We start from the raw sequence: 22,491 nt of genomic DNA on the forward strand, positions 1-22,491 counted from the left end.
ACCGGAAGGAGAGACAGTCATGTCTGCATTAGTTCTTGGTCACATGAATCCTGATACCGATAGCATTGTTTCCGCCATTGTCGCCGCTGATCTGTACAGCAAGCGCGGTATGGACGTCACCCCGGTTGCCCAGGGCGCGCCCACTCCCGAAACCGAATTTGTGCTGAAGAAGTTCGGCATCGCTGCTCCTCAGGTTGTCGCCGACGTGGCTGGCAAGGATGTTTATCTGGTTGACTACTCCGATCTGGCCCAGGCCCCCAAGGGCATGGATTCCGCCACTGTGCTCGGCATTGTCGACCACCACAAGCTTGGTGACGTGACCACTTCTTCGCCGCTGGAAGCCTGGATCTGGCCCGTGGGCTGCACCAACACCGTTCTCAAGAACATGTATGACTTCTACGGCATCGAAATTCCCAAGAACCTTGCTGGCGCGATGCTGTGCGCTATCCTGTCCGACACGGTTATCTTCAAGTCCCCCACCTGTACCCCTGCTGATAAAAAGGCCGTTGAAGAACTGGCCAAGATCGCGGGCGTGAGCGATGTGGTGGCTCTGGGCATGGAAATGTTCAAGGTCAAGAGCGCTGTTGACGGCACCCCCATGAAAGACCTTGTCTTCCGTGACTACAAAGATTTTGACATGAACGGCAACAAGGTCGGCATTGGCCAGCTTGAAGTGGTTGACCTTTCCATCCTTGAGCCCGTGAAGGCCGGCCTGCAGGCAGAAATTGAAAAGGTCAAGGCTGAAGGCCGCCACAGCGTCTTCCTGCTGCTGACCGACATCATGAAAGAAGGCTCGGAAATGCTCATCGTCTCCGACGACCCCTCAGTGGTGGAAAAAGCTTTTGGCGTCAAGGCCGAAGGCTCCACCGTGTGGCTGCCCGGCGTCATGAGCCGCAAAAAGCAGGTTGTGCCCAACTTTGAAAAGGCTTTCAAGTAAGCGCTGACTGTCTGTAGCAACTAAAAACCCCGGTGCCTGCGCGCCGGGGTTTTTGCTTTATGGCCATCAGGTGGAATGTGTGGGCAAGTGGCCGGGGAGTATACATTCATTCTAAAGGAGATAGCATACGCATTTGCCATGAGAGCCAATGAACTTTGCATGGTATACAGTCTGAAAGGTGTTGTCTTCAAAGGCCTCACTTCAGATCAGAAAATTCGTTAAGAGTTTTAGGGGGTGGGGGCGTGGGGGAGGCGACCCTTTTGCAAAAGGGGCCCTCCCCCACAAGGCATTTTAAAGTTGTAGTGCGTTAGCTGTCGATCCAGAGAAGCATGGCCAGCACGCCAAGGCTGCCCGTAAGAACTGCATAGGCCTGGCGTGTGCGCAGGGAAAGCACCGCTCCCATAAGGGCGGCCACGTAAAGGGCTGACCACGTAACGGTTCGCAGGGTGGGCAGGGCTTGCCTGTTGTGCAGGGTGTCAACAAGACTGAAGATCAGGATGAAGCAGAGGCAGTAAAGGACTATCTGCCACAGGCTCCTGTACAGGGAAGACAGCAGTAGTGCCGTGCCGGGGGCGAGGCCCTTGGGTTTGCCCGCGCACCAGGCCTCCACCTTGTCAACCATGGGGTTTTGGCTGATGCGTTGACGATGCTCGCCATAGGCCGCCGCGTATGCCGCCAGCATGCAAAGGATGAGGGGGATGAGCAGGCGGCCCGGTTCCACAAGGTCAAAGTGCCTGCAGATGGGAAAAAGCAGTAAAAAGCTCAGGCTGCCGTAGGGTGGCACAACACTGCCCAGTTCAAGGGCGTCCAGCCACAGAAGTTCAAAAATAATGCCCAGAGGCAGGGCTAGGCTCCAGTCGGAAGTGACGGCCCCGGCTATGAGCGCAAGGCAGATGGGACGGTCAACAATGCCGATAATGCAGGATGAGCGGGCCGCGCCAGCCAGGGCAAAAAAAAAGCGTAAGGCGCCCCGGTTGCCATCATCTCATATAAGCTGCTCATGGGGACCCCTTACGGTTTCTGTGGGGACGCTGCGAAAATCAAGAAGCACCAGATGCTGCTGGATGGAGCGCAAATCTTCCCTGTCTTCGGCGGATAGCGCCACATGAGGAAGGATTTGCATTTTTTCAGGGCCGTAATGCAGGTTGCCGATATTGAGCGTTTCCATAATTATGCCCGCATTGCTCGCGCGACGCGCGTCCTGACAATTCCCAAAGAGCACAAAACAGTCTTCGCCGCATGCGTCCAGCGTTATGGCCAGATCGTGTACAGGGATGAAGTGCGTGAGGATGCGCTGCGGCACGGCAAGCTCGATTATCTGCTGCCGCAACGCGTCTGCCGCCAGTTCGTCATTGGCGACAATCAGATGCCTGGCGCCGGTATAGGGCAACCACGCTTCAATGACTTGCCCATGCACCAGGCGATTGTCCACACGAAACCACATAGGTTAGCCGTCGTTTTTGGCCCGTGCTTTATTGCGCAGCATGTTTCCTGCGACAACGATGCCTTTGGAGCCCGCCTCGCCAGCAAGCTGCGCCAGCTCTTCCAGGTTTTTTTCGCGCGCGGAAAAGACCTTGAGCAGCATGGGCAGGTTTGCGCCCGTCACCACTTCCACCTTGTGGGTGGCGAGCAGTGCAAGGGCGAGGTTTGTGGGCGTGCCGCCAAACATGTCGGTAAGAATAATGACCCCCGCGCCCTTGTCCAGCCGCTGCGCGGCATCGGTAAGGCGGCGTACCGTTTCAGAAACTTCATGGGCAATGTCCACACTGATGGAGCTACAGTCGCTTTGCGGGCCAAGGATGAATTCGGCCGTGCGCAGCATGGCAGAACCATAGTCGGCATGCGAGACAATAATAATCCCTACCTGTGTCTTCTTGCTGTCTTCCGTCATGGCACTCCTCTCGGCTCAGAGCCTGCCAGCTTTTCTAGCCAAGTTCAAGATGTCGGTGTTCCAGGGTCGTGGGGTAGTCTGCCTGTTTCAGGGCCTGCGTGATTTCTTCGGCCATGGCCACGGAGCGGTGGCGACCGCCGGTGCAGCCAACGGCAATGGTGACGCGGTAGCGGCCTTCAGCTTCCATAAGCGGCAGCATGAACAGCAGCAGGTCCATAAGTTTTGCTCGAAATTCGCGCGCATTGGGCTTGTCAAAAACATATTGCGCCACGGCCTTGTCTTTGCCGCTCAGGGGGCGCAGTTCATCAACAAAATATGGATTGCTAAGAAAGCGCAGGTCAAACACGAAGTCGGCCTCACGGGGGACGCCATATTTGAAGCCAAAGGAGATGATGTTGACCTTGATGGCCCGAAGCTTGCTTTTGCTGTCGCTCCAGCGCTTTTGAATGGCCCGGCGCAAGTCATGAATGGAGAAGCGGGAAGTGTCCACCACAAGGTCGGCCATTTCCCGTAAAGGGCGCAGGCTGTTGCGCTCGGAAAGCAGCGCTGTTTCAAGCCCCATGCCCTCGCGTTCCAGGGGATGGGGGCGGCGCGTTGTGGCGTAGCGGCGCAGCAGTTCCTGCACGTTGCATTCCAGAAACAGGAGCATGGGGCGAATGTTCTGGGCGGTGAGATCAGACAGCGCTTCATTGATCTCATCCAGAAAGTTGCTCTGGCGCAGATCCATGCCAAGGGCTATTCCCTTGAAATGGCTCATGGAAGGGCGAGACATCATGCTTACCATTTCAGGGGCCAGGCTTGCCGGCAACCCGTCCACCACAAAGTGCCCCATATCCTCAAATACTTTAAGGGCCGTACTTTTGCCCGCGCCGGAAAGGCCGGTGACAATGCACACGGCTACCGGCAGTTCGGCTGCGGGATTCGCAGCCGATGTTTTTTGTGGCTGCTTTGTGGTGGCAGTCATGATTCCCCCTGCAATATTTCCGGCCGCCTGATGGCAGGCGGCCGGAAACAGGCGTAATTATAAGACGGGGTCAATCAGCGCGTAGCTGCTCGTGCGGGTGCGGTACACCACGTTGATGCGGCCGTTTTCGGCGTTGAAAAACACCAGGAACTCACTGCCAATGGAATCAAGCTGCATGAGCGCCTCGTCAAGGTGCAGCGGCTTGGTGGCGAGGCGGTCAGTGCCTTCAACCGGTTGCGCCACTTCAGCGTCTGCGTCAAGGTTATAGGTAAAGACGTCAACATCTTCGGAACGTGCCTTGCGGCGCTGCGTCTTGACCCGTGAGACCTGGCGCTTGATCTGTGCCTCGACCTTGTCTGTCACAAGGTCGATGGCGGCGTACATATCTGACGTCTGTTCCGTTGCATTTATATGCAAACCTTCGCCGACAACTGTCACTTCGCAGCGATGGCGAAACTTGTCCACGGTAAGCACCACGCTTACCTCAAGACCGGAAGACTTGCCAAAAAAACGCCCCAGCTTTTCCATGCGGCGTCGGGCATACTTTTTAAGATGGTCGGAGGCTTCAAAGTTTTTGAAGGCAAAAGAGATGTTCATATAATCCTCCTTATGATGTCAGTTCCCGGCATGGAGAACTGTGGAACCCGTCTTTTGAGCGACGGTGGAAATTTGATGAACCATCTTTTTATATGTATCGCCTCATGCGAACCGCAGCGTCTGTGCCGCGCCGGAGGCAGGATTAGAAATGTTCCTTGCGTCTTGAAGATGACGGAATATCAAGGGCGGTGCGGTACTTGGCCACAGTGCGCCGTGCTATGTTGACCTTGAGGTGGTCTTTCAGCATCTCGCCGATGCGTTCATCGCTCAGGGGAGACCTGGCATCTTCGTCAGCGATGAACTTTTTGATGAGGGCCTTGACGCTCTCGGAGCCGACCTGACTGCCGTCATCAAGCTCCAGGCCGCTGTTGAAGAAAAATTTCAGTTCAAAAATACCGTGCGGCGTCGCCACATACTTGTTTGTCGTGATGCGGCTTACCGTGGATTCATGCATGCTGATGTCGTCAGCAATGTCCTTGAGAATAAGCGGCGCCAGGCGCGTCACGCCATCCTCGAAAAAGGGCTGCTGGTGGCGAACGATGCTTTCCATAACCTTGTACAGGGTGCGCTGGCGCTGATAGAGGCTCTTGATGAGCCAGCTGGCCGAGCGCATTTTTTCTGTACAGTATTCTTTTTCCTTATCCGAAGATCCCTTCAAGTCCATCTGGCTCATGTTGGAAAGCTGCAACTGCGGCAAGCCGTCCTCGTTGAGCAGGATGACGAACTCATCACCCATTTTGTACACAAAAACATCAGGGCTCACATAGGTCGGTTCGCCACCGCCAAAACTGGCTCCGGGCAGGGGGTCAAGGCTCTGGATGATGTCCAGATATTCTTTCAGTTCCTCCATATCCAGCTTGAATTTGCGCAGAAGAGGCTTGTAGCGCTTGGCCTCAAGGTCCTCCAGGTGCGAGCGCACCAGTTCAAGCAATATGGGGTCGCGGTCATACTTCAGGCTTTTTATCTGTACGAGCAGGCATTCACGGGCATCGCGGGCGGCTACGCCCACGGGATCAAACAGTTGTATCTTTTCAAGCACTGCCTGAACTTCTGCCGGTTCCGATTCCGTCATCTGCGCGATTTCTTCCAGGCTGGCCTGCAGATAGCCCGCTGAAGAAAGGTTGCCGATGATGACTTCGCCTATGTCTTTTTGCTGTTCTGTGAGTGATGAAAGACGCAATTGCCACATCAGGTGGCCTTCAAGGGTGGGCTTGGCCGAATAGCGCGCTTCGAGGGGGGAAATGTCTTCGGCAACCTCATACTCACGTGGCTGCACAAGGCGGGGGGTGCTGGCGAACTCTCCAAGGTAATCCTCCCAGTCAGCATCCTTGGCCAGGTCTTGGTCGTACACCTCTTCGGCGGCTTTTTCCCGCCTGTCTTCCCCGGGATCTGTCGAAATGTCATCGCCTTGGGATTCTTCAAGAAAAGGATTGTCCAGCATCTCCTGCTGCACAGTCTCAAGAAGCTCCATGCGTGAGAGCTGGAGCAGCTTGATGGCCTGCTGCAATTGCGGGGTCATCACGAGCTGCTGAGTCAGTTTTAGTTGCTGTCGAAGTTCCAGTGCCATGAGCCTGTTCCGTCTTGAAAGGTCAGCAGAAAATATCTTAGTTACAAGTAGTGTGCCATAGTGGCAAAAATTATGCAATAGCCAGTGGTTGCGCGACCAAAAAACAACGAGGCCAGTGTGCTGGCGCGAGCTTTGCATCATTATTTTCAAGGAGTTGGCTTCAGGAACAGCTTCAGGCTTTGAAACGCAAGAAGGGAGGTCGCCCTCCCTTCTTTCTGTCATCAAAAGATGATGTGATCCCGCAAGCCCTAGAGCAGATCAACCTTGAAATGCTTCACACTCCAACGTTCGCATTCAGCCGAAAATGCGATTTGCGGCTGAATCCACGCCACGTTGTGGGCGCTGCACTCTCGTGCAACGTTAGAGCATTTACACTTTTTCAAAGGTAAATGCCCTAAACCTTGGCGTGCTTTTTGGCTGCCGTGATAAATTCACGGAAAAGCGGATGCGCGTCCATGGGCCTGGATTTGAATTCGGGGTGGAACTGGCAGCCCAAAAACCAGGGGTGGTCGGGCAGTTCCACTATTTCCACAAGGTTTCCGTCAGGCGAGGTGCCGCTGAAAACCATGCCCTTTTCCGCCAGAGCTTCCTTGAACTCATTGTTGAATTCATAGCGGTGGCGGTGGCGCTCTTCAACCAGTTCTTTCTTGTACGCTTCAAACGCGCGGGAATTGGGCAGAACCTTGCACGGGTATGACCCAAGGCGCATGGTGCCGCCCTTGTCGCTGCCCGCATCGCGTTTTTCAACGTTCTTGGTGCGGAAGTCGTACCATTCGGTCATGAGGTAAATGACTTTGTGCTTGGAGCGGTGGTCGAACTCTTCGGAGTTTGCGTCGGCCATTTCCGCCACATGGCGGGCAAATTCGATGACAGCGCACTGCATGCCAAGGCAGATGCCAAAGAAGGGCACCTTTTTTTCACGTGCATACTGGATGGCCATAATCTTGCCTTCAACGCCACGGTAGCCAAAGCCGCCGGGAACGAGAATGCCGTTGCAGCCTTTCAGATGTTCCGCCACATTGCTGGCGTCGATATTTTCGGAATTCACGTAGCGCAGGTTCACCTGAACGCGATTGGCCACGCCGCCGTGGATCAGGGCTTCATGCAGGCTTTTGTACGCCTCTTTCAGGTCCACGTACTTGCCCACAATGGCGATGGTAACCGTGCCCTTGGGGTCGGCGCAGTCGCTGACGAGCTTTTCCCAGGCTTCAAGATGGGCATTGCGCGCTGGCAGGCGCAGCATGATTGCCACCTTCTGGTCAAAGCCTTCTTCGTAAAACTTCAGCGGCACTTCATAAATATTGTTCACATCCACCGAGGAGAACACGGCGTCCTGATCGACGTTACAGAAGAGGGCTATTTTGCGGCGCAGTTCTTCGGGGATGCTCTGCTCACAGCGGCAAAGGATGATATCGGGCTGAATGCCGATGGAAAGGAGCTCCTTGACGCTGTGCTGGGTGGGCTTGGTCTTGTGCTCGCCAGCGGTGCGCAGGTAGGGCACAAGGGTAAGATGGATGTTGAGGCAGTTGTCACGGCCAATATCGGAACGCAGCTGGCGTATGGCCTCAAGGAAGGGCAGCCCTTCAATATCGCCGACAGTGCCGCCGATTTCGATGATGGCCACATCAGGGGCATCCTCCCCTTCAGCCAGGGACAGAACCACGCTTTTGATCTCGTCGGTAATGTGGGGAATAACCTGCACCGTGGCGCCCAGATAGTCGCCGCGACGTTCCTTGGCGATGACCTGATTGTAGATGGCCCCGGAGGTGGTATTGTTTTTCCGCGACATGGGCACGTTGAGGTAGCGTTCGTAATGGCCCAGGTCCAGGTCGGTTTCAGCGCCGTCGTCGGTGACGAAAACCTCGCCGTGCTGGAAGGGGTTCATGGTGCCAGGGTCAACGTTAATATAGGGATCAAGCTTCTGTATGGTTACCGTAAGGCCACGGGTTTTCAGCAGCGCGCCCAGTGAGGACGCCGCAAGCCCCTTGCCCAGAGATGACAGAACTCCGCCCGTCACAAAGATAAATTTCGTTTTCATGCCTTCCACCTTGATATCGTGATCACTTTTCAGCACAACCCTGTATCCTTAGCCCAAAATGAATTTTTTGGCTAGCATTGACTATCGAAAACAAGGTACGTAGTGTGTTATTCCCTCTTCAGCCCGCATCGGTAAGCCTGGCTTTGCCTGCGGTTCGTGGAGTGCGGGCTGTTTTCGGCCCACAGGCAGCGCACCAAGCGCCTGGTCAGCACAGGCGCTGCGCATGAAGATTTGCTAGCAAGCCAAGGAGGCTTTACCCGCATGGGCATGGTCAATACACTGGTCATCACCGGCTACGGAACAAATTCTCATCTTGAAACGGCCCATGCAGCCCGCCTGGCCGGTGCAGACAGAGCCGATGTTGTTCACTTTTCAGACATTGTGGCAGCCAAGGTTCGTCTGGCTGATTATCACTTGCTGGTTTTTCCTGGTGGATTCCTTGATGGCGATGATCTGGGCGCAGCCCAGGCCGCTGTAATGCGCTGGCGTTACCTCAAGGACGCGCAAGGCGTTCCACTGCTGCAAAGCTTGCGCGACTTTCTGGAGCAGGGCAAGCTCATTTTGGGCATTTGCAACGGTTTTCAGTTGCTGGTCAAGCTTGGCGTGCTGCCGGCCCTTGGGGGCATGCGCTTTGAACGCCAGGTTACACTTGGACACAATGATTCGGCCCGCTATGAAGACCGCTGGGTGCACCTCTTGCCCAATGCAAAAAGTCCCTGTGTCTTCACCAAGGATATGCCCATGCTGTGCATGCCTGTGCGTCACGGCGAAGGCAAACTTGTGCCACGTGATGAAGAGTGCCTGCGCCGCCTTGAATCGGAAAATCTTATTGCTCTGCAGTATGCCGATCCCGAAACAAAGCAGCCCACACAGGAATATCCTCTCAATCCCAACGGCGCGGCCCTGGCCATCGCCGGGCTTACCGACCCCACTGGCAGGGTGCTCGGGCTTATGCCGCACCCCGAAGCCTTCCATCATGTGACCAATCATCCCGCCTGGACGCGCGGCGAACTGGACCCCCCGGGAACGCTGCTCTTCGTCAATGCCGTGCGCTATCTGCGCGGCCAATAAATTTCGACAACTGAAAAATTCGACCACTGAAAATTTCATCGACGGAAGGTTTCGGTGACCGAAGATTTCGGCAATCAAAATTGCAGCAACCGAAATTGCAGCAAAGGATAGCAAAAAAGCCGGGCATGTGCCCGGCTTTTTTCGTATCACGCGTCCACGGCAAATCAGTTTTTGCCGTTGAACATATTCTGTACGCTCTTGCTCAATGAGGCCATGGCGTCATCGAATTCGTGCTGCAGGCTGTCCATAAGTTCCCGGACAGAGATGATCTTGTTTACCCGCGACACGTTGGCGCCGCAGAAGGCGAAACCGCGTTCAAGGTTGCCCTTCATGGCATTGATGAGCGCCTGAGCGATGCAATACGGCGTCTTTTCTTGTTCGCAGGTGTGTACGCAGTGGAAGACGCATTTGAAAGGCTTTTTGTTGCCTTCACGCGAGGCCTGGATGAAGTTGTTGAACAGGGCGCGCCCGGGCATGCCCACGGGGCTTTTGATAATGGTGACGTCTTCATCCGTGGCGGCAAGATACGACAGCTTGAAGCGCTCATCGGCGTCGCACTCGTGGGTGGCCACAAAACGGGTGCCCATCTGCACACCGGAAGCGCCAAGATCGAGGAATTTTTTGATGTCTTCGCCAGAGTATACGCCACCGGCGGCAATGATGGGCACAGCCTTGCCGTACTTGTCTTCCAGGGGCTTCACGGTTTCAACAACCTGAGGCACAAGCACTTCCAGCGCGTGCGCGGGATCCTGCAGTTCTTCGGGCTTGAAGCCGAGGTGCCCGCCAGCCTTGGGGCCTTCGACCACAAAGGCGTCAGGCACGTAGTTGAAGCGGGAAATCCATTTTTTGGCAATGACGGAAGCCGCACGTGCCGAAGAGACTATGGGCACCAGCTTGGTTTTGAACTCTTCTTTTTTTTCTTCGCACGCCTGAAGGAGATGCTTGGGCATGTCCAGCGGCAGGCCTGCGCCGGAAAAAATGATATCGGCCTTGCTTTCTATGGTGGTGCGTACCATCTGACTGAACGTGGTCAGCGCAACCATGAGGTTGACGCCCACAATGCCGTTGGTCATCTGGCGGGCTTTTTCAATTTCAGTGCGCAGGGCGCGCAGGTTGGCGGTAAGAGGATCCTTGGCTACATCAGGTTCCTTCATGCCGATCATGGCTCCGGCGATAACGCCGATGCCGCCCTGATTGGCCACAGCGGAAGCGAGGCCGGAAAGCGATATGCCAACACCCATGCCACCCTGTACCACAGGGATTTTGGCGGTGAGATGTCCTATTTTCAACGCGGGAAAAGACATTGCAAGACCTCCGTCCTGACTTGTATGGAACATGTCCAACACCTTTTCAGGCGCTGGTCAAGATATCCCCCATATATAAATTAAGGAAACAATAGCTGCAATTTTCACAAGATGCAATAACTCTGTGAACACTTTTGTACGTAGCGCCAACATCCCGGCATTTATATGGAACAAAGGCCGGAATACGGGCACCACTGGCAATGTTTGTCGGGCCGGGCCGAGAAACTGGGGGCGTATTCCATATGCATCAGGGTCAGGGTCAGGGCGGAACGGCAGAATCCCAGGGCCGCATTCAGGTCATCGTCCACAAGACCGCCGAACAGGGGATGCTCCTTGCCCGAGTCACGCAGTTCAACCAGGGCCGCGTCGCCCAGTTGGGCCATACCGCAGGCTCCCGCCATGGACAGATAGCACGGTAGCTGCAGGCTGGGCAGACGGGTGCGCAGTTCGTCAAAAAGGTCTTCAAGCTGTTCCAGCCGGGCCGGGTCCCCCGTGGCGTCAGCCATCAGCGAATCGCAAAGGCTTTCGGCACGGGCAAAATAGGAAAGGTCAGTCCACAGGCTGCCGTCATGCTTTTTGATGGTGCCGGTTTTGTAATCAAGGATGTACAGCAGACCGTCCCGGCGGTCGACGCGGTCCACGGTGCCGACAAAATCATAATCGCGCCCGGCAAGGTGCAGGCTTGCTTTAAGCTCTTTTTCCAGAGCCATGATAAGCACGTTGTCCGGCTGGCCTGTCAGAAAACGCATGAGCCGCATGGGGGCCGCTTCTTCAAGCATCAGGCAACTGTCGGCTGGCAGCAGACGGCGTAAATCCGCTGCTTCCAGCTGCTCGTAAAAACGGGCGCGCACTGTTTGCGCCGAGATGTCGCCAGAGCAGACAACCCTGTGAAGATAGGGTTCGTAAAGGGCCTTGAGCGTATTGTGAATGCAGGTGCCTACCGCTGCCGGGTCATCACCTTCATTGATTTCCTGCGGCGGGCGCAGGCCGCACAGATACTGCCAGGCAAAGCGCAGGGGGCACTGGAGGTAAACGTCCAGCCGGGTGGCGGAGAGCGGCGTGCGGAGCAGACGCTCCAGAGCGGCGTTGAGTTCAGCCCCGCGTGTGAGAATTTTTGTTGCAGTGGCCGCGGCCATTACCGCGCAGCTTGCAGTTTCGAGCGGCGCTTCGCCGGGGGCGAGCAATGCGCCGCGTCTTTGCTCTTCCTGCCAGAGCAGTTGCTCCACAAAACGGCTGCGATTTTTTTTACCGTCAAAAAGCGCTGAACGGCTGATGCCTTCCTGCCAGAAAAAGGCCACTTCATGCGCTCCGGCGCAAAGTCGGTACAAGGTGTGCGCTGCGGCCCTTTCACGACGGCGTGAGTCCGGCAGCCCCAAGGTTTGCCGCAAAGAGTCCGGCAAGAGCGGATCCTGGGCGGGATTGCCAGGCAGTTTGTCGTCGGTGGCGTCCATAATGAACACCCGGTCGAAATGCAGCAGGCGTGTTTCAAGCATGCCAAGCACCTGCAAGCCCGTGAGGGGCTCTGCCTCAAAGGGAATACGCTCCTGCCCGAGAACTTCCCGCACCATGCCCTGAAGCGTGATGAGCGGAAAGTCTGTTTGCGACAGAAGGTTTTCACGCAGAACGGGCACGGCCTGCCGCGTGAGGCGGTACATGGCTTCTGCATCCAGGGGAAAGTGTTTCCACATCTCGCCGCCGCGATTGCGTAAAAAGGTGCACAGGTTCTGAAGAACGTCGGCCATGTGTTTTGTGGTGCTGGCGGCGGACGGCGCATGCAGCAGAACGTCCAGCGCTTCTTGCAGCAGCAGGGCCAGGGCATCCGAAAGCTCACCCCGGCAGGTACGCACGGCTTCGTCCATATCCACGAACCGCGCGCCCTCGCGAATGTGCTTTTCAAGCGAACGCAGCGCGTCGCGCAGGAGCAGGGGATTGCCGTCCCTGTCCTGGGTGCGCAGCATGTTCACATACGGATGCCGCAGGCATTGCAGCACTTGCCGCCAATAGTAGCGTCCGTCGTCGCTTCTGGTCGCCTGAAGCCGCAAGATGCCGTCCAGCAGGCGGTTCAAGGGCGAACGATCCAGGGGATAGCCCATGGAGATGTTGACGTCCTTGTCCGGCAAATGGTGCAGTACCGGCATGAGCAAGGAACTGTCCGTGAGCACCACTGCTGTGGAGGCGGCCTCTGCGAGGTCAACGCCGGGCTGGCGGGTGCTGGCCACGGATTCCAGGTCGCGGCGCAAGGCGGCAAGCTGGGAATGGCAGTCATACCCGGCAAAAAAGCGGTAGCGGGGTTGGTGGGCTTTTTCCTGCTCGGTAAGGGGCATGGCCGCAATTGCCCGCGCATTCCAGCGGCGCAGCCATGTCGCCTGCTCTTCGCAGGCCCAATGGACGCTCCCCGTATTTGCAGCAAGGGCCGGATCGCTGTGCAGGCAGATTTCGGCCCCATCCTGCCAAAGCCGCTTCAAAAGTTGGTCTTCTCCGCCTGTGAGCAGCGAAAAGCCCGCTATGACCACGGGACGATCCGGGCGTGGGACGAACAGGGGCGGAACCGGCGGATTACCCCGGGCCAGGGTGAAAATGTCCAGCCCCGGCGTTGTCCAGCCGTTTTTGAGCAGCGCGGCCTCATAGGCCTTGCTGATGCGGCCCAGCGCGCTCAGCAGGGCCGCTGCCGGAGCGGCCACTTCATTTTCCAGATGTCTGATGTCCGTTATTTCCACCAGTTGCCCGTACATTTCTTCCAGCAGGGCCGCGAGGCGCAAGCCCCAGGGCAGAAAAAGGGCCATGTCCATGCGGGCAAAGCGGGCCGCAAGGCTGCTGTCTTCACGGGCAAGGGCGTTGATGCATTGGTGCAGCAATGCCACACGATCCAGCGTGTTGGCCGTATGCAGGGGGGCGGAACTGTCAAAGGCGCGCCACGAGGCCACGGCATCGGACAAGGTCATGACCTTGGGCAAAAGCCCGGTGTACCCGTCGGCCGCATAGAGTTGCACAAGATAGCGCCAGGGGCGGTTGTGCGGAACCAGCAGCAGGGCCGATCCGGGGCGGCCCTGGGTGATCTCGTTCAAGTGATCCTTGAGGGCAGGCAAGAAGGGCCGCTGCCAGGGAAAAATCAAAAAAGGAGAGGCGCTCATGACTGACCTTCTTCAGTGGGCAATACTTCCTGGCAGTCTGAAACCAGTTCCGAAGCGCCGTCCAGCGTCACAAGGCGAAAACGCTGCTGGTCAAGGTACACAAGAAGCCCCCTGGCAGACGTTTGCTCCTTATCTTCATCCCGGTTCAGGCAGGCGAGATATTTGCGCACCTGCTCCACATGTTCGGCATCGGGCTGCCCGCTTTTGTAGTCCAGAACGAGTGTTCCCCAGCGCTCACGCACCAGCAAATCCATGCGCAAAAGGTGTCCGTCGTCGGTCATGATGGAGTGCTCAGGCCAACCGTTTGCCAGCCAGCGGGCTGACTGCGGCTGGCTGGCAAACCAGCGCAGCGCTTCTGTCACGCCCTGATGGATGTCCGCCTCATCCGGCACGGTCAGGGGATAGTGACGCAGGCCGAAGTGCAGGGCGGCCTGCGCGTCCTTTTGCGGGTTGCCGGTGATGCGCAAATGTTCCAGGCAAAAATGCAACAAATTGCCCCTGTCTTTGGGCCTGAAGGCAAAGGCCTCCAGTGGATTGCGGAAAATTTTCAGACGCGGCAGCCATTGCATGGGCCGCCAGTCTTCAGGAGCGGACGGGGCCGCAGCGGGGGCAGGCGCAGCGGCGGCCTGCCCGATGGGCTCTGCCTGCACGGCACATGCGCCTTCTTTGGAGTGCGCGCAAAGGGTGTCTTCAATTACTGGAGCGCCGGACGGCTGTTCCGCGTTGCCGACCACGTCAGCTTCCGGGGCAGGGGGCAGGCTGCCCAGCGTATAGGGTGGCTGCAAGCCCGTGCGTTCCCACAGTATATCCAGCCCCGCCAGAACAGGCGATTGCTGTTTTGCCGTTGTGCGAAAGACATACAGGGCGTCTCTGGCCCTGGTAAAGGCCACGTAGAGCAGATTGATGCTTTCCCGCGCCTGGCGGGCCAGTTCTTCGTAATACGGGCGGCCAAGGGCTTTCTGATTACGCACCATCATGCTCAGGCCCTGGCGCTCTTCGCGCATGGGCTTGTCCGAAACCGAGATATTCAGGCCGGTAAAGGGGACGAAAACCACCGGAGCTTCCAGTCCCTTGGATTTATGCACCGTCATGATGCGCACGGCGTCCATATTTTCCGGCATGGGAACTTTTTCTTCGTGATTTTTGGCGTTCCAGTGCTCAAGAAAGGTGGACAATGTGGCAAGCCCTTTTTCTTCGGCGCTGTGCAATACTTCCATAAAGCGGCGCAAAAATGTGGCGGATTCGGGAAAACGCTGCTCCACCTGAAGGCGCGCATACCACTCAAGTACCGTGTCATAGGGCGTCATCAGGCCAGACTGGCTGAAAAACGGCGCCAGCAGGGCCTGCCAGATACGTGGCCAGCGCTGACGAAAGTTCTGGTACAGAAGGCCCTTTTTCTGTTGGGCGCACCAGCCGTCCACGTCGGCGCTGGCAAGCTCGGCGGCTTCCGCATGGCCTCGAAACATATTGCCCGACAGCAGCGTCATGAACGCGATATTGTCGTCAGGGCTGTCAAGAAAGGCAAGCAGGGCCACAGTCTGGATGATCAGGGGGTGGGCGGCAAGGAGGAGGCTGTTTTCAGTAATGACGGGAATGCCCTGCCGCACCAGATGGTCGGCCAGGCGTGCGGCCCCATCATTGCTGCGCACCAGAACCAGCACGTCAGACCAGGGGCGCTGCGGGGCTATGTCTTCATGCAGTATCTCGCTCAGCCGTGCGAAGACTGCTTCGCGCAGAAGTTCGGAGGAGTCGGCCGCCACATCCTCCACCTGCACAAGTCCGCCCTGAGGCGCGTGTTCCGGGCATTGCTGGGTGGTGCCCTCAAAGGCGCTGACCAGCGCTGCCACAGAAGAATTCATGATCTCTTCGCGCAGCTCTGGCTGCATGTCGCCCGGCAAAAGAGCGCTCATGACCGCCCGTGCCGTTTCCGGCTGTTCCAGCGGAGAGAAGAGGGCGTTGTTGTGTTCCACCACCTGTCGGCTGCTGCGCCAGTTGAAGGGCAGACTGTCGCGGCAGGTGGTCGCGGCAATGGCGGTGAGGCCCCTGTCGGCAAGGATTCCGTCAAAAAGCTCCGGGTCGCCATCACGCCAGCCATAGATGGATTGCTTCACATCGCCCACCCAGGTCAGCGATCCGCCGTGGGCCAGGGCTTCTTCCACCAAGGGGCGAAGGGCGCGCCATTGCTCCTGACTGGTGTCCTGAAATTCATCCACAAGAAAATGACTGAGGCGGGTGCCCAGGCGGCAGAGCGTGTCCGGCACGCCGTAATCGCTTTCAAGCACTTGCTGCGCCAGATGGGGAATAAGCAGGCCGGGGAGCGCGCCTTCCTGCTCCTGATTGTGCGCAAAGGCCGAGGTCAGGATGCGGGCCATGCGGATGGAAGGCTCAAGGCGCAGGGCCTGACGCAGGATCTGCCCGTCCGCGAGGCATGCCCCGGCTGCTCTGGAAAAGACCACATAGGCCCTCTCCACCTCGGCATCGATGTTCGCGCCCTTTTTAAAAACCTGGGCGGCTTCGTCCTTGGTCAGATAGGTGGAAATTTTATAATCGCCATTGGCCCAAGCTTGAATGGCCTTGAGCGCGTTTGCCAGCCAGGGCAGGTTCTGCCGCGCGGCCTGTTCCAGCAGGCGTGCGGCGGCCATTTTTGCGGTCTCGTTGAGAAAGGCAAGCCGTGCATCAAGTTCGTCATAGGATGAAAGCTCGCCAAAATCGCCCAAAAGGGCGCTGTCCAGCAGGGGGCGCAACTGGTGCAACAGCTTTTCGCCAGCAAGAAAGCCCTTGCTCTGCCCATGCCAGACCATGGCCCGGCAGACCTGCCGCAAGAGGTCGCGCATGCCTTCGTCACCCTGCCAGGCTTTTTCCAGCAAAAGGTCGAGGTAGGGCGTCAGCGCCTCTTCAGTGGCAAAAACCGGCTGAAAGTCCGGGTGCAGCTTGAGTTCAAGAGCGGCGGCGCGCACGATGAGGTGCAGCAGACTGTCAATGGTGCGGATGTTCAGCGCGCTCATGTCGCGCATGATGGCGTCAACCCAGCGTCTGGCCGTGGCCGGGTCAAGGTCGAGCCCCTGCATGGGGCTGCCCAGCGCTGCGCTTTTCAACTGCCTGATCACGCGCTCGCGCATCTCGGTGGCAGCGGCATTGGTAAAGGTGACAGCCAGAATGTCGCCCCAGCCGCAGGGGCCGCCATACACAAGGGCGCAGGCGGGGGAGGCCGCTCTGCCCGGAGCGCCGCTGCTGATGAGGCGTTGCAGAAAGCAGCGCGTCAGTTCATAGGTTTTTCCCGATCCGGCGGACGCTTTGACTTGTCGTAAATGCTGCATGGAAGCTATATGGGGGGCAGCATGCCCTTGAGCATGCCCTGACCCGTTGATTCAAGCACGGCCCGCCACAGATCAGAATAGATGTTCAGCTTGCGCCGCTTGCGCGTGACCAGTTCCAGAGGAAGATGCACGTAGCGGTCCTGAATTTTTCCCACCACCATGTCCGTACGGCCAGCCATGGCGGCGTGCACGGCGTATTGGCCCAAAAAGCCACAATACACCTTGTCATTGGCGTTGGCAGGAATGGAGCGGATGATATAGCTTGGGTCAATGTATTTTATGGAGTGGGCCATGCCGCGTGCATCAAGGTAGGTATTGATGAACGTGCGCAGCAGTTCGGAAATGTCGCCAAGCACGGGGTTGCCCGAAGCGTCCGTGCCGCTCTGTTCTGCCAGCAGGTGCTGGCCCGCGCCCTCTGCCGCGACAATGACGGCATGGCCGCGCGATTTCAGGCGTTCTTCCAGCGCGGGCAGCAGGCCGCCCTCGCCCTCAAGGGAAAAAGGCGCTTCAGGGATGAGCACGAAGTTCACTTCTTTCAGGGCCAGCGCGGCCCTGGCGGCGATAAACCCCGATTCGCGGCCCATAAGTTTTACAAGGCCAATGCCGTTGGGCACGCCGCAGGCTTCGGTATGGGCGCACTCGATGGCTTCTGTGGCCTTGAAGACAGCGGTTTCAAATCCGAAGGACTGCGGAATGAAATTGATGTCATTATCAATGGTTTTGGGGATGCCAATGACCGAAATCTTCAGTTTGCGGGCATGCACCTCGTTGCTGATGGCCCGCGCGGCCTTCATCGTGCCGTCGCCGCCAATGACAAAGAGGGCGTTGACGTTGCTGCGTTCCAGCGTGTCCACAACCTCTTCGGCGGACTGCGGCCCGCGCGAAGAACCGAGCATGGTGCCGCCGAAGCGGTGAATGTCGGCCACGCCCTTGGGCGTCAGTTCCTGGAGGGTATGCCCGTATTTGGGGATAAAGCCCTCCAGTCCGTAGGGAATGCCCAGAATTGAAGGCACGTTGTACGCATGAAATGCCTCCATAACAATGGCGCGTATGACGTCATTGATACCTGGGCACAGCCCGCCGCAGGTGACTATGGCGCACTTGGCCCGCGTGGTGTCAAAATAGAGCTTGCGGCGCGGCCCGGCGGCCTCAAGGCAAACGCTGAAAGGCTCACCCGCATCTTCGGTCAGCTCTTCATCCACAAATATCTGTATGGATTTGTCATCGGCCCAGGTGCGGTAGGGCAGGTGAGAATCCAGCTTGCAGGGGCCGAGGGTGTGGATGCCCGTATGCAGGGTGCATTCTTTGTTCATGTGGGCCTCGTGGTAAGTTATTTGCTCAGCCCAAGCTCATCGGCGTGGGCGCGCATGGCTTCAATGGCCAAAGCCAGAAAGGCGTCAAGTTCAAGCCCGGCTTCGGCACACTGACGTATATTCTCGCGGCTGACGCTGGCAGCAAAGGCCTTGTCTTTCATCTTTTTCTTGACGCTTTTTACTTCCATGCCTTCCATGCCCGTGGGGCGCATGAGGGCCGCGGCACTGATAAGGCCGGTAACGCTTTCACCACAGCGCAGCGCATAGTCGAAACGGGTTTCGGCCCTGCCCCCGTTCATCTCTGCGGCATGGGCGCGTATGGCGGCAAGGGCTGGTTCCGGCAGTTTGTCTGCCAGCAGGTCGGCGCTGTCCAGACCGTGACGCTGCGGGTTGTCCGCCGTGGTCGGGTAGTCCAGATCGTGCAGCAGGCCAGTAATGGCCCATACCTCTTCATCTTCATTCAGATGGCGCGCCAGCGCCCGCATGATGGCCTCTGTGGCCAGGGCATGCTGCATGAGGGACGGGGGGGTGGCATGGGCAGCGAGAAGCTGTAAAGCATCATTTCTTTGTATCATCGTGGTAGCTCCTGTATCATGTGTAATGTAAAGCAGGGCAGGGGTGAAGGCAAGTCGGGCCAGCGTGTTGCCCCCTTTTGTCGCGCAATGGTAACAGGCCAGCAACCATTTTCCATACATGCGCCCGCTTTGTCGACGTGCTTGCACAAGTAGGCATTGCAGGGCTAAACTCCGCCAAGCCCTGTTTGGCGATCTGCGCCTGCCTGCCTTTGAAGCGCGGAAGCTTTGCCCGTAATGGCTTGTCACATGCCCTGTTCGGGGGGCTACGGTTGACAGCGGGCTTTTTATGTCCGAAAAGAATTTTTTTGGAAATCGTTTCACAAGGTTTTGTACCGTGACCTCAATGCCCATATATGGCCTGCGTTTTCGTTCGCTTGGCCAGACAAGCTATTACAGTGGTCCTGCCGGTCTCAATCCGGGGGAACATGTGCTTATTGAAGCCGAACAGGGGCATGCGCTGGCCGTCATTGTCTCTGGCCCGGCTCGTCCGCTGTCTGATCAGGAAGAACCGCTGCCGCAGATTTTACGTCTGGCCAGTCCCGAAGACGTACGGCGCGGCGAGGCCAATGAGCAGTTGAGCAGGGAGGCGCAGGCCTTTTGCCGTCAGTGCATCCGCCAGCGCGATCTGGATATGAAGCTTGTGGATGTGGAAGTCTTTTTTGACCGCAGCAAACTCATTTTTTACTTCACAGCGCCCTCGCGCATTGATTTTCGCGACCTTGTGAAGGATCTTGTACGCGAGTACCGCGCCCGCATTGAGTTGCGGCAGATCGGCGTTCGCCACGAAACCCAGATGGTGGGCGCTGTGGGCAACTGTGGAATGGTCTGCTGCTGCCGCCGTTATTTGCGAAAGTTTGCGCCCGTGACCATACGCATGGCCAAGGAGCAAAACCTTTTTCTCAATCCCGCCAAGATATCCGGCATTTGCGGCCGTTTGCTCTGCTGCCTTTCGTATGAGCAGGAAAATTACGATCACTTCCATAAAAACTGCCCCCGGCTCGGCAAGAAATACCAGACAGACAAAGGCGCCATGAAGGTGCTGCGGGCCAATATGTTCCGCAACTCGCTGGCCGTGCTCACCGAGGCCAATGAAGAGCTTGAGCTTACGCTTGAGGAGTGGCAGGCCCTTTCGCCGCACCGGCCCGAATCCGTGCAAAATCCGCAAAATCCGCCACGCCAGGCCCCCAAGGCCCAGGTTGGTGACGGTCTGCTGGTAGTTTCCGCTGCGCCGGACAATCTTGATCAGCTTGATATGATGGATGAGCTTTTTCCGCATGAAGAGCCTGAATTGCAGCGCGGCCAGGAAAATGGCGGCGATGGTGCGGGATTTGCCCACAATGACGCAGCCAATGGCGATGCTGGCGGCGGGCAGGGCGACCCCGGCAAGCCGCGCCGCAAGCGGCGTCGCAAGCCGCACAGCAGGGCAGAGTAATTCAGGGCAGAGTACTTTTACGAGAACGCGTTCAAAAGGTCTGCGGTCACGCCCGCTACTGCGCCTGACCATGCAATTGACGTGGCTACGCGGTTGTAGCGGTTGCATTTGTTCGCGACTTCACGCGAGCGCCTGCCACGCGGCCGCCCGAACGGTTCAAGCGAGAATGCTCTGATATAGAGAACACAATAGCCAAGCAAGCCTACGGAGCCTTGAGTGAACACCTTTTTTATCACGACGCCCATTTACTATGTCAATGCCAAACCCCATCTGGGGCATGCCTATACCACTGTCGTGGCTGATGCCATGGCCCGGTTTCACAGGCTGCTCGGGCAGGACACGCTCTTTCTTACGGGCACGGACGAACACGGCGACAAGATCGTGCAGGCTGCTGAAAAAGAAGGTAAATCTCCCAAGGAATTTGTGGACGGCATCAGCGCCCTTTTTCAGTCTCTCTGGCCCAAGCTGGATATTGCCAACGACCGCTTTGTGCGCACCACCGATGAGGCGCACAAGGCCTCGGTGCAGGCTTTTATGCAGAAAGTTTACGATGCCGGGGATATCTATTTCGGCGAGTTCGGCGGCCACTATTGCTATGGCTGTGAGCGCTTCTATACCGAAAAGGAACTGGAAAACGGCCTTTGCCCACAGCACCTGGTCAAGCCGGAATTTATCAGCGAAAAGAACTATTTTTTCCGCATGTCCAAGTATTTGCCCTGGCTCAAGGAGCATATTGAGCAGAATCCTTCCTTTATCCGGCCTGAGCGCTACCGCTCGGAAGTTCTGGCCATGCTGGAATCCGGCGCTTTGGAAGACCTGTGCATATCCCGGCCCAAATCGCGGCTGACCTGGGGCATAGAACTGCCCTTTGACAAGGATTATGTGTGCTATGTCTGGTTTGACGCCCTTATCAACTACATAAGCGCACTGAACTGGCCTGACGGCAAGGACTTTGAGCATTTCTGGCCGGGCGAGCACCTTGTTGCCAAGGATATCCTCAAACCGCATGCCGTGTTCTGGCCCACCATGCTCAAGGCGGCTGGGCTGCCTCAGTACAAGCATCTTGATGTGCATGGCTACTGGCTTGTGCGTGATACCAAGATGTCAAAATCACTTGGCAATGTGGTTGAGCCTGAAGCCATGAGCCAGCGCTTTGGCACGGACGCCTTCCGCTATTTTCTGCTGCGTGAAATGCACTTCGGATCGGACGCCAGCTTCAGCGATGAGGCCCTGATCAGCCGCATCAACGCTGACCTTGCCAATGATTTGGGCAATCTTTTCAGCCGGGTGCTTTCAATGACCGCCAAGTATTTCGGCAGTCGGATTCCCGCCCCCAAGGCATTTGATGAAGCTGATGAAGCCATTATTGAACTGACCGCCACGGCCATGCGCAACTTCAGCCAGCTTTTCGGCAACGTGCAGTTTTCCCAGGGGCTTGAGTCCCTGTGGGAACTGGTGCGCGCCCTGAACAAGTACGTGGACAGTCAGGGGCCCTGGGCCTTGCACAAGCAGGGCAATATGGAGCGCCTCGCCACTGTCATGTATGTGCTTCTGTCGGCCATGCGCAAAACGGCAGTGTGCCTGTGGCCGGTTATGCCGGTAGCCTGCGCAAAGATGCTGGAACAGCTCGGCCAGCCCGTGGAGCCTGGAATGCCTCCCGTGCGTGCCCTTGAAGCCGAGATGGACAATTTTGACGGGCTTGTGCCGGGCACGGCGGTGGCCGAGGCTTCAAATCTTTTCCCGCGCATCGAGGTGAAAAAGGACTCCGGCGAGGCCGATAAAGCCAAGGCTGCCAAGGCGGAAAAAAAAGCTGCCAAGCAGCAGAACGCGGCCAACAGCCAGCCCAAGGCCGTGAACGCCGACGCTGATCAGGTCGGCGCGGATCTGACTGGCGCGGCAGCGGGCAAGCCAAACATAGATTTTGATCATTTCAAAGCTTTGGACATGCGCATAGGAACGGTGCTGGTAGCTGAAAAGCATCCCAATGCCGACCGCATCCTGCGTCTTGAAATTGACTTTGGTGAAGGGCAGCCCCGCCAGATACTGTCTGGCCTGGCCGAGCACTATTCACCAGAGGCAATGGTGGGAAAACGTGTTTGTGCAGTGCTTAACCTTGAGCCGCGCAAGATTCGCGGTCTCGTGTCGCACGGCATGGTGCTTACGGCCGGAAATGATTCGGGCCTGACCCTGCTTGGGCTGGATTCCGACGTTCCCAACGGCAGTGAAATAGCGTAGTGCCCGGCTTGGAGCATTACCTTTGAATAAGGTTACATGCTCTGACACTGCACGAGGTGAAGAGCGCGCAACGTGGCGTGGATTCTGCCGAAGATTGCGTATTTCGGCAGAATACCGCA

At 57.3% G+C, this 22,491-nt stretch carries 16 protein-coding genes; 4 read left to right on the top strand and 12 right to left on the bottom strand.

Going from position 1 to position 22,491, the window contains the following annotated elements:
• Positions 1–19 precede the first annotated feature (19 nt).
• Positions 20–937: a manganese-dependent inorganic pyrophosphatase gene (locus tag RBR41_RS01375; protein WP_320350390.1), complete on the top strand. Its 918-nt coding sequence runs from the start codon at positions 20–22 to the stop codon at positions 935–937.
• A 307-nt stretch (positions 938–1,244) separates the two neighbouring features.
• Here the strand turns inward: RBR41_RS01375 and RBR41_RS01380 are convergent, their stop codons facing one another.
• From RBR41_RS01380 to RBR41_RS01410, 7 genes are all read right to left on the bottom strand, one after another.
• A complete protein-coding gene (locus RBR41_RS01380) occupies positions 1,245–1,721 on the bottom strand; it encodes a hypothetical protein (RefSeq protein ID WP_320350391.1) in 477 nt (158 codons plus the stop codon).
• A gap of 201 nt (positions 1,722–1,922) precedes the next feature.
• Positions 1,923–2,381, bottom strand: a complete 459-nt coding sequence (locus tag RBR41_RS01385) for a PTS sugar transporter subunit IIB (protein WP_291301326.1) — start codon at positions 2,379–2,381, stop codon at positions 1,923–1,925.
• 3 nt (positions 2,382–2,384) lie between these two features.
• Positions 2,385–2,828, bottom strand: coding sequence for a PTS sugar transporter subunit IIA (locus RBR41_RS01390; RefSeq protein WP_320350395.1), 444 nt, complete (start codon positions 2,826–2,828; stop codon positions 2,385–2,387).
• Positions 2,829–2,862: 34 nt separating this feature from the next.
• On the bottom strand, positions 2,863–3,792 hold the full coding sequence (gene rapZ, locus RBR41_RS01395) for an RNase adapter RapZ (protein WP_320350397.1): 930 nt from the start codon (positions 3,790–3,792) through the stop codon (positions 2,863–2,865).
• 57 nt (positions 3,793–3,849) lie between these two features.
• Positions 3,850–4,389, bottom strand: a complete 540-nt coding sequence (gene hpf / locus RBR41_RS01400; protein ID WP_320350399.1) for a ribosome hibernation-promoting factor, HPF/YfiA family — start codon at positions 4,387–4,389, stop codon at positions 3,850–3,852.
• Between the two features lie 142 nt (positions 4,390–4,531).
• Positions 4,532–5,956 (bottom strand): RNA polymerase factor sigma-54, encoded by a 1,425-nt coding sequence (rpoN, locus tag RBR41_RS01405; protein WP_320350400.1) that lies wholly within the window; start codon positions 5,954–5,956, stop codon positions 4,532–4,534.
• Positions 5,957–6,350: 394 nt separating this feature from the next.
• On the bottom strand, positions 6,351–7,994 hold the full coding sequence (locus tag RBR41_RS01410; protein WP_320350402.1) for a CTP synthase: 1,644 nt from the start codon (positions 7,992–7,994) through the stop codon (positions 6,351–6,353).
• A gap of 261 nt (positions 7,995–8,255) precedes the next feature.
• Here RBR41_RS01410 and RBR41_RS01415 point away from each other — a divergent pair, with 261 nt between their 5' ends.
• Positions 8,256–9,065, top strand: a complete 810-nt coding sequence (locus RBR41_RS01415; protein WP_320350403.1) for a phosphoribosylformylglycinamidine synthase subunit PurQ — start codon at positions 8,256–8,258, stop codon at positions 9,063–9,065.
• Between the two features lie 164 nt (positions 9,066–9,229).
• Here RBR41_RS01415 and RBR41_RS01420 read toward each other — a convergent pair whose 3' ends face one another.
• The 5 genes from RBR41_RS01420 to RBR41_RS01440 all read right to left on the bottom strand — a co-directional run bounded on the left by RBR41_RS01420 (position 9,230) and on the right by RBR41_RS01440 (position 18,705).
• On the bottom strand, positions 9,230–10,369 hold the full coding sequence (locus tag RBR41_RS01420) for a nitronate monooxygenase family protein (RefSeq protein ID WP_320350825.1): 1,140 nt from the start codon (positions 10,367–10,369) through the stop codon (positions 9,230–9,232).
• 161 nt (positions 10,370–10,530) lie between these two features.
• Positions 10,531–13,500 (bottom strand): PD-(D/E)XK nuclease family protein, encoded by a 2,970-nt coding sequence (locus RBR41_RS01425; protein WP_320350404.1) that lies wholly within the window; start codon positions 13,498–13,500, stop codon positions 10,531–10,533.
• Positions 13,497–16,817, bottom strand: a complete 3,321-nt coding sequence (locus tag RBR41_RS01430; protein ID WP_320350405.1) for a UvrD-helicase domain-containing protein — start codon at positions 16,815–16,817, stop codon at positions 13,497–13,499. The genes RBR41_RS01425 and RBR41_RS01430 overlap by 4 nt, the downstream gene beginning before the upstream one ends.
• Before the next feature lie 5 nt (positions 16,818–16,822).
• Positions 16,823–18,130, bottom strand: coding sequence for an ATP-dependent 6-phosphofructokinase (locus RBR41_RS01435; protein ID WP_320350407.1), 1,308 nt, complete (start codon positions 18,128–18,130; stop codon positions 16,823–16,825).
• 17 nt (positions 18,131–18,147) lie between these two features.
• The gene (locus tag RBR41_RS01440) at positions 18,148–18,705 is read right to left on the bottom strand and encodes an HD domain-containing protein (RefSeq protein WP_320350408.1); all 558 of its coding nucleotides are present in this window, start codon (positions 18,703–18,705) and stop codon (positions 18,148–18,150) included.
• Between the two features lie 343 nt (positions 18,706–19,048).
• Here RBR41_RS01440 and RBR41_RS01445 point away from each other — a divergent pair, with 343 nt between their 5' ends.
• Both RBR41_RS01445 and metG read left to right on the top strand, forming a co-directional pair.
• Positions 19,049–20,137, top strand: coding sequence for a regulatory iron-sulfur-containing complex subunit RicT (locus tag RBR41_RS01445; protein WP_320350827.1), 1,089 nt, complete (start codon positions 19,049–19,051; stop codon positions 20,135–20,137).
• A 216-nt stretch (positions 20,138–20,353) separates the two neighbouring features.
• Complete coding sequence (metG, locus tag RBR41_RS01450; RefSeq protein WP_320350410.1) at positions 20,354–22,372, top strand: methionine--tRNA ligase; 2,019 nt, start codon at positions 20,354–20,356, stop codon at positions 22,370–22,372.
• Positions 22,373–22,491: the final 119 nt, after the last annotated feature.

Source organism: Desulfovibrio sp., from assembly GCF_034006445.1.
Lineage (GTDB): Bacteria > Desulfobacterota > Desulfovibrionia > Desulfovibrionales > Desulfovibrionaceae > Desulfovibrio.

Excerpts from the sequence above, each read along its gene's own strand:
- RBR41_RS01375 (WP_320350390.1), top strand. The coding sequence starts at position 20 with ATGTCTGCATTAGTTCTTGGTCACATGAATCCTGATACCGATAGCATT.
- RBR41_RS01385 (WP_291301326.1), bottom strand. The coding sequence starts at position 2,381 with ATGTGGTTTCGTGTGGACAATCGCCTGGTGCATGGGCAAGTCATTGAA.
- RBR41_RS01390 (WP_320350395.1), bottom strand. The coding sequence starts at position 2,828 with ATGACGGAAGACAGCAAGAAGACACAGGTAGGGATTATTATTGTCTCG.
- rapZ (WP_320350397.1), bottom strand. The coding sequence starts at position 3,792 with ATGACTGCCACCACAAAGCAGCCACAAAAAACATCGGCTGCGAATCCC.
- hpf (WP_320350399.1), bottom strand. The coding sequence starts at position 4,389 with ATGAACATCTCTTTTGCCTTCAAAAACTTTGAAGCCTCCGACCATCTT.
- rpoN (WP_320350400.1), bottom strand. The coding sequence starts at position 5,956 with ATGGCACTGGAACTTCGACAGCAACTAAAACTGACTCAGCAGCTCGTG.
- RBR41_RS01410 (WP_320350402.1), bottom strand. The coding sequence starts at position 7,994 with ATGAAAACGAAATTTATCTTTGTGACGGGCGGAGTTCTGTCATCTCTG.
- RBR41_RS01415 (WP_320350403.1), top strand. The coding sequence starts at position 8,256 with ATGGGCATGGTCAATACACTGGTCATCACCGGCTACGGAACAAATTCT.
- RBR41_RS01420 (WP_320350825.1), bottom strand. The coding sequence starts at position 10,369 with ATGTCTTTTCCCGCGTTGAAAATAGGACATCTCACCGCCAAAATCCCT.
- RBR41_RS01425 (WP_320350404.1), bottom strand. The coding sequence starts at position 13,500 with ATGAGCGCCTCTCCTTTTTTGATTTTTCCCTGGCAGCGGCCCTTCTTG.
- RBR41_RS01430 (WP_320350405.1), bottom strand. The coding sequence starts at position 16,817 with ATGCAGCATTTACGACAAGTCAAAGCGTCCGCCGGATCGGGAAAAACC.
- RBR41_RS01435 (WP_320350407.1), bottom strand. The coding sequence starts at position 18,130 with ATGAACAAAGAATGCACCCTGCATACGGGCATCCACACCCTCGGCCCC.
- RBR41_RS01440 (WP_320350408.1), bottom strand. The coding sequence starts at position 18,705 with ATGATACAAAGAAATGATGCTTTACAGCTTCTCGCTGCCCATGCCACC.
- RBR41_RS01445 (WP_320350827.1), top strand. The coding sequence starts at position 19,049 with ATGCCCATATATGGCCTGCGTTTTCGTTCGCTTGGCCAGACAAGCTAT.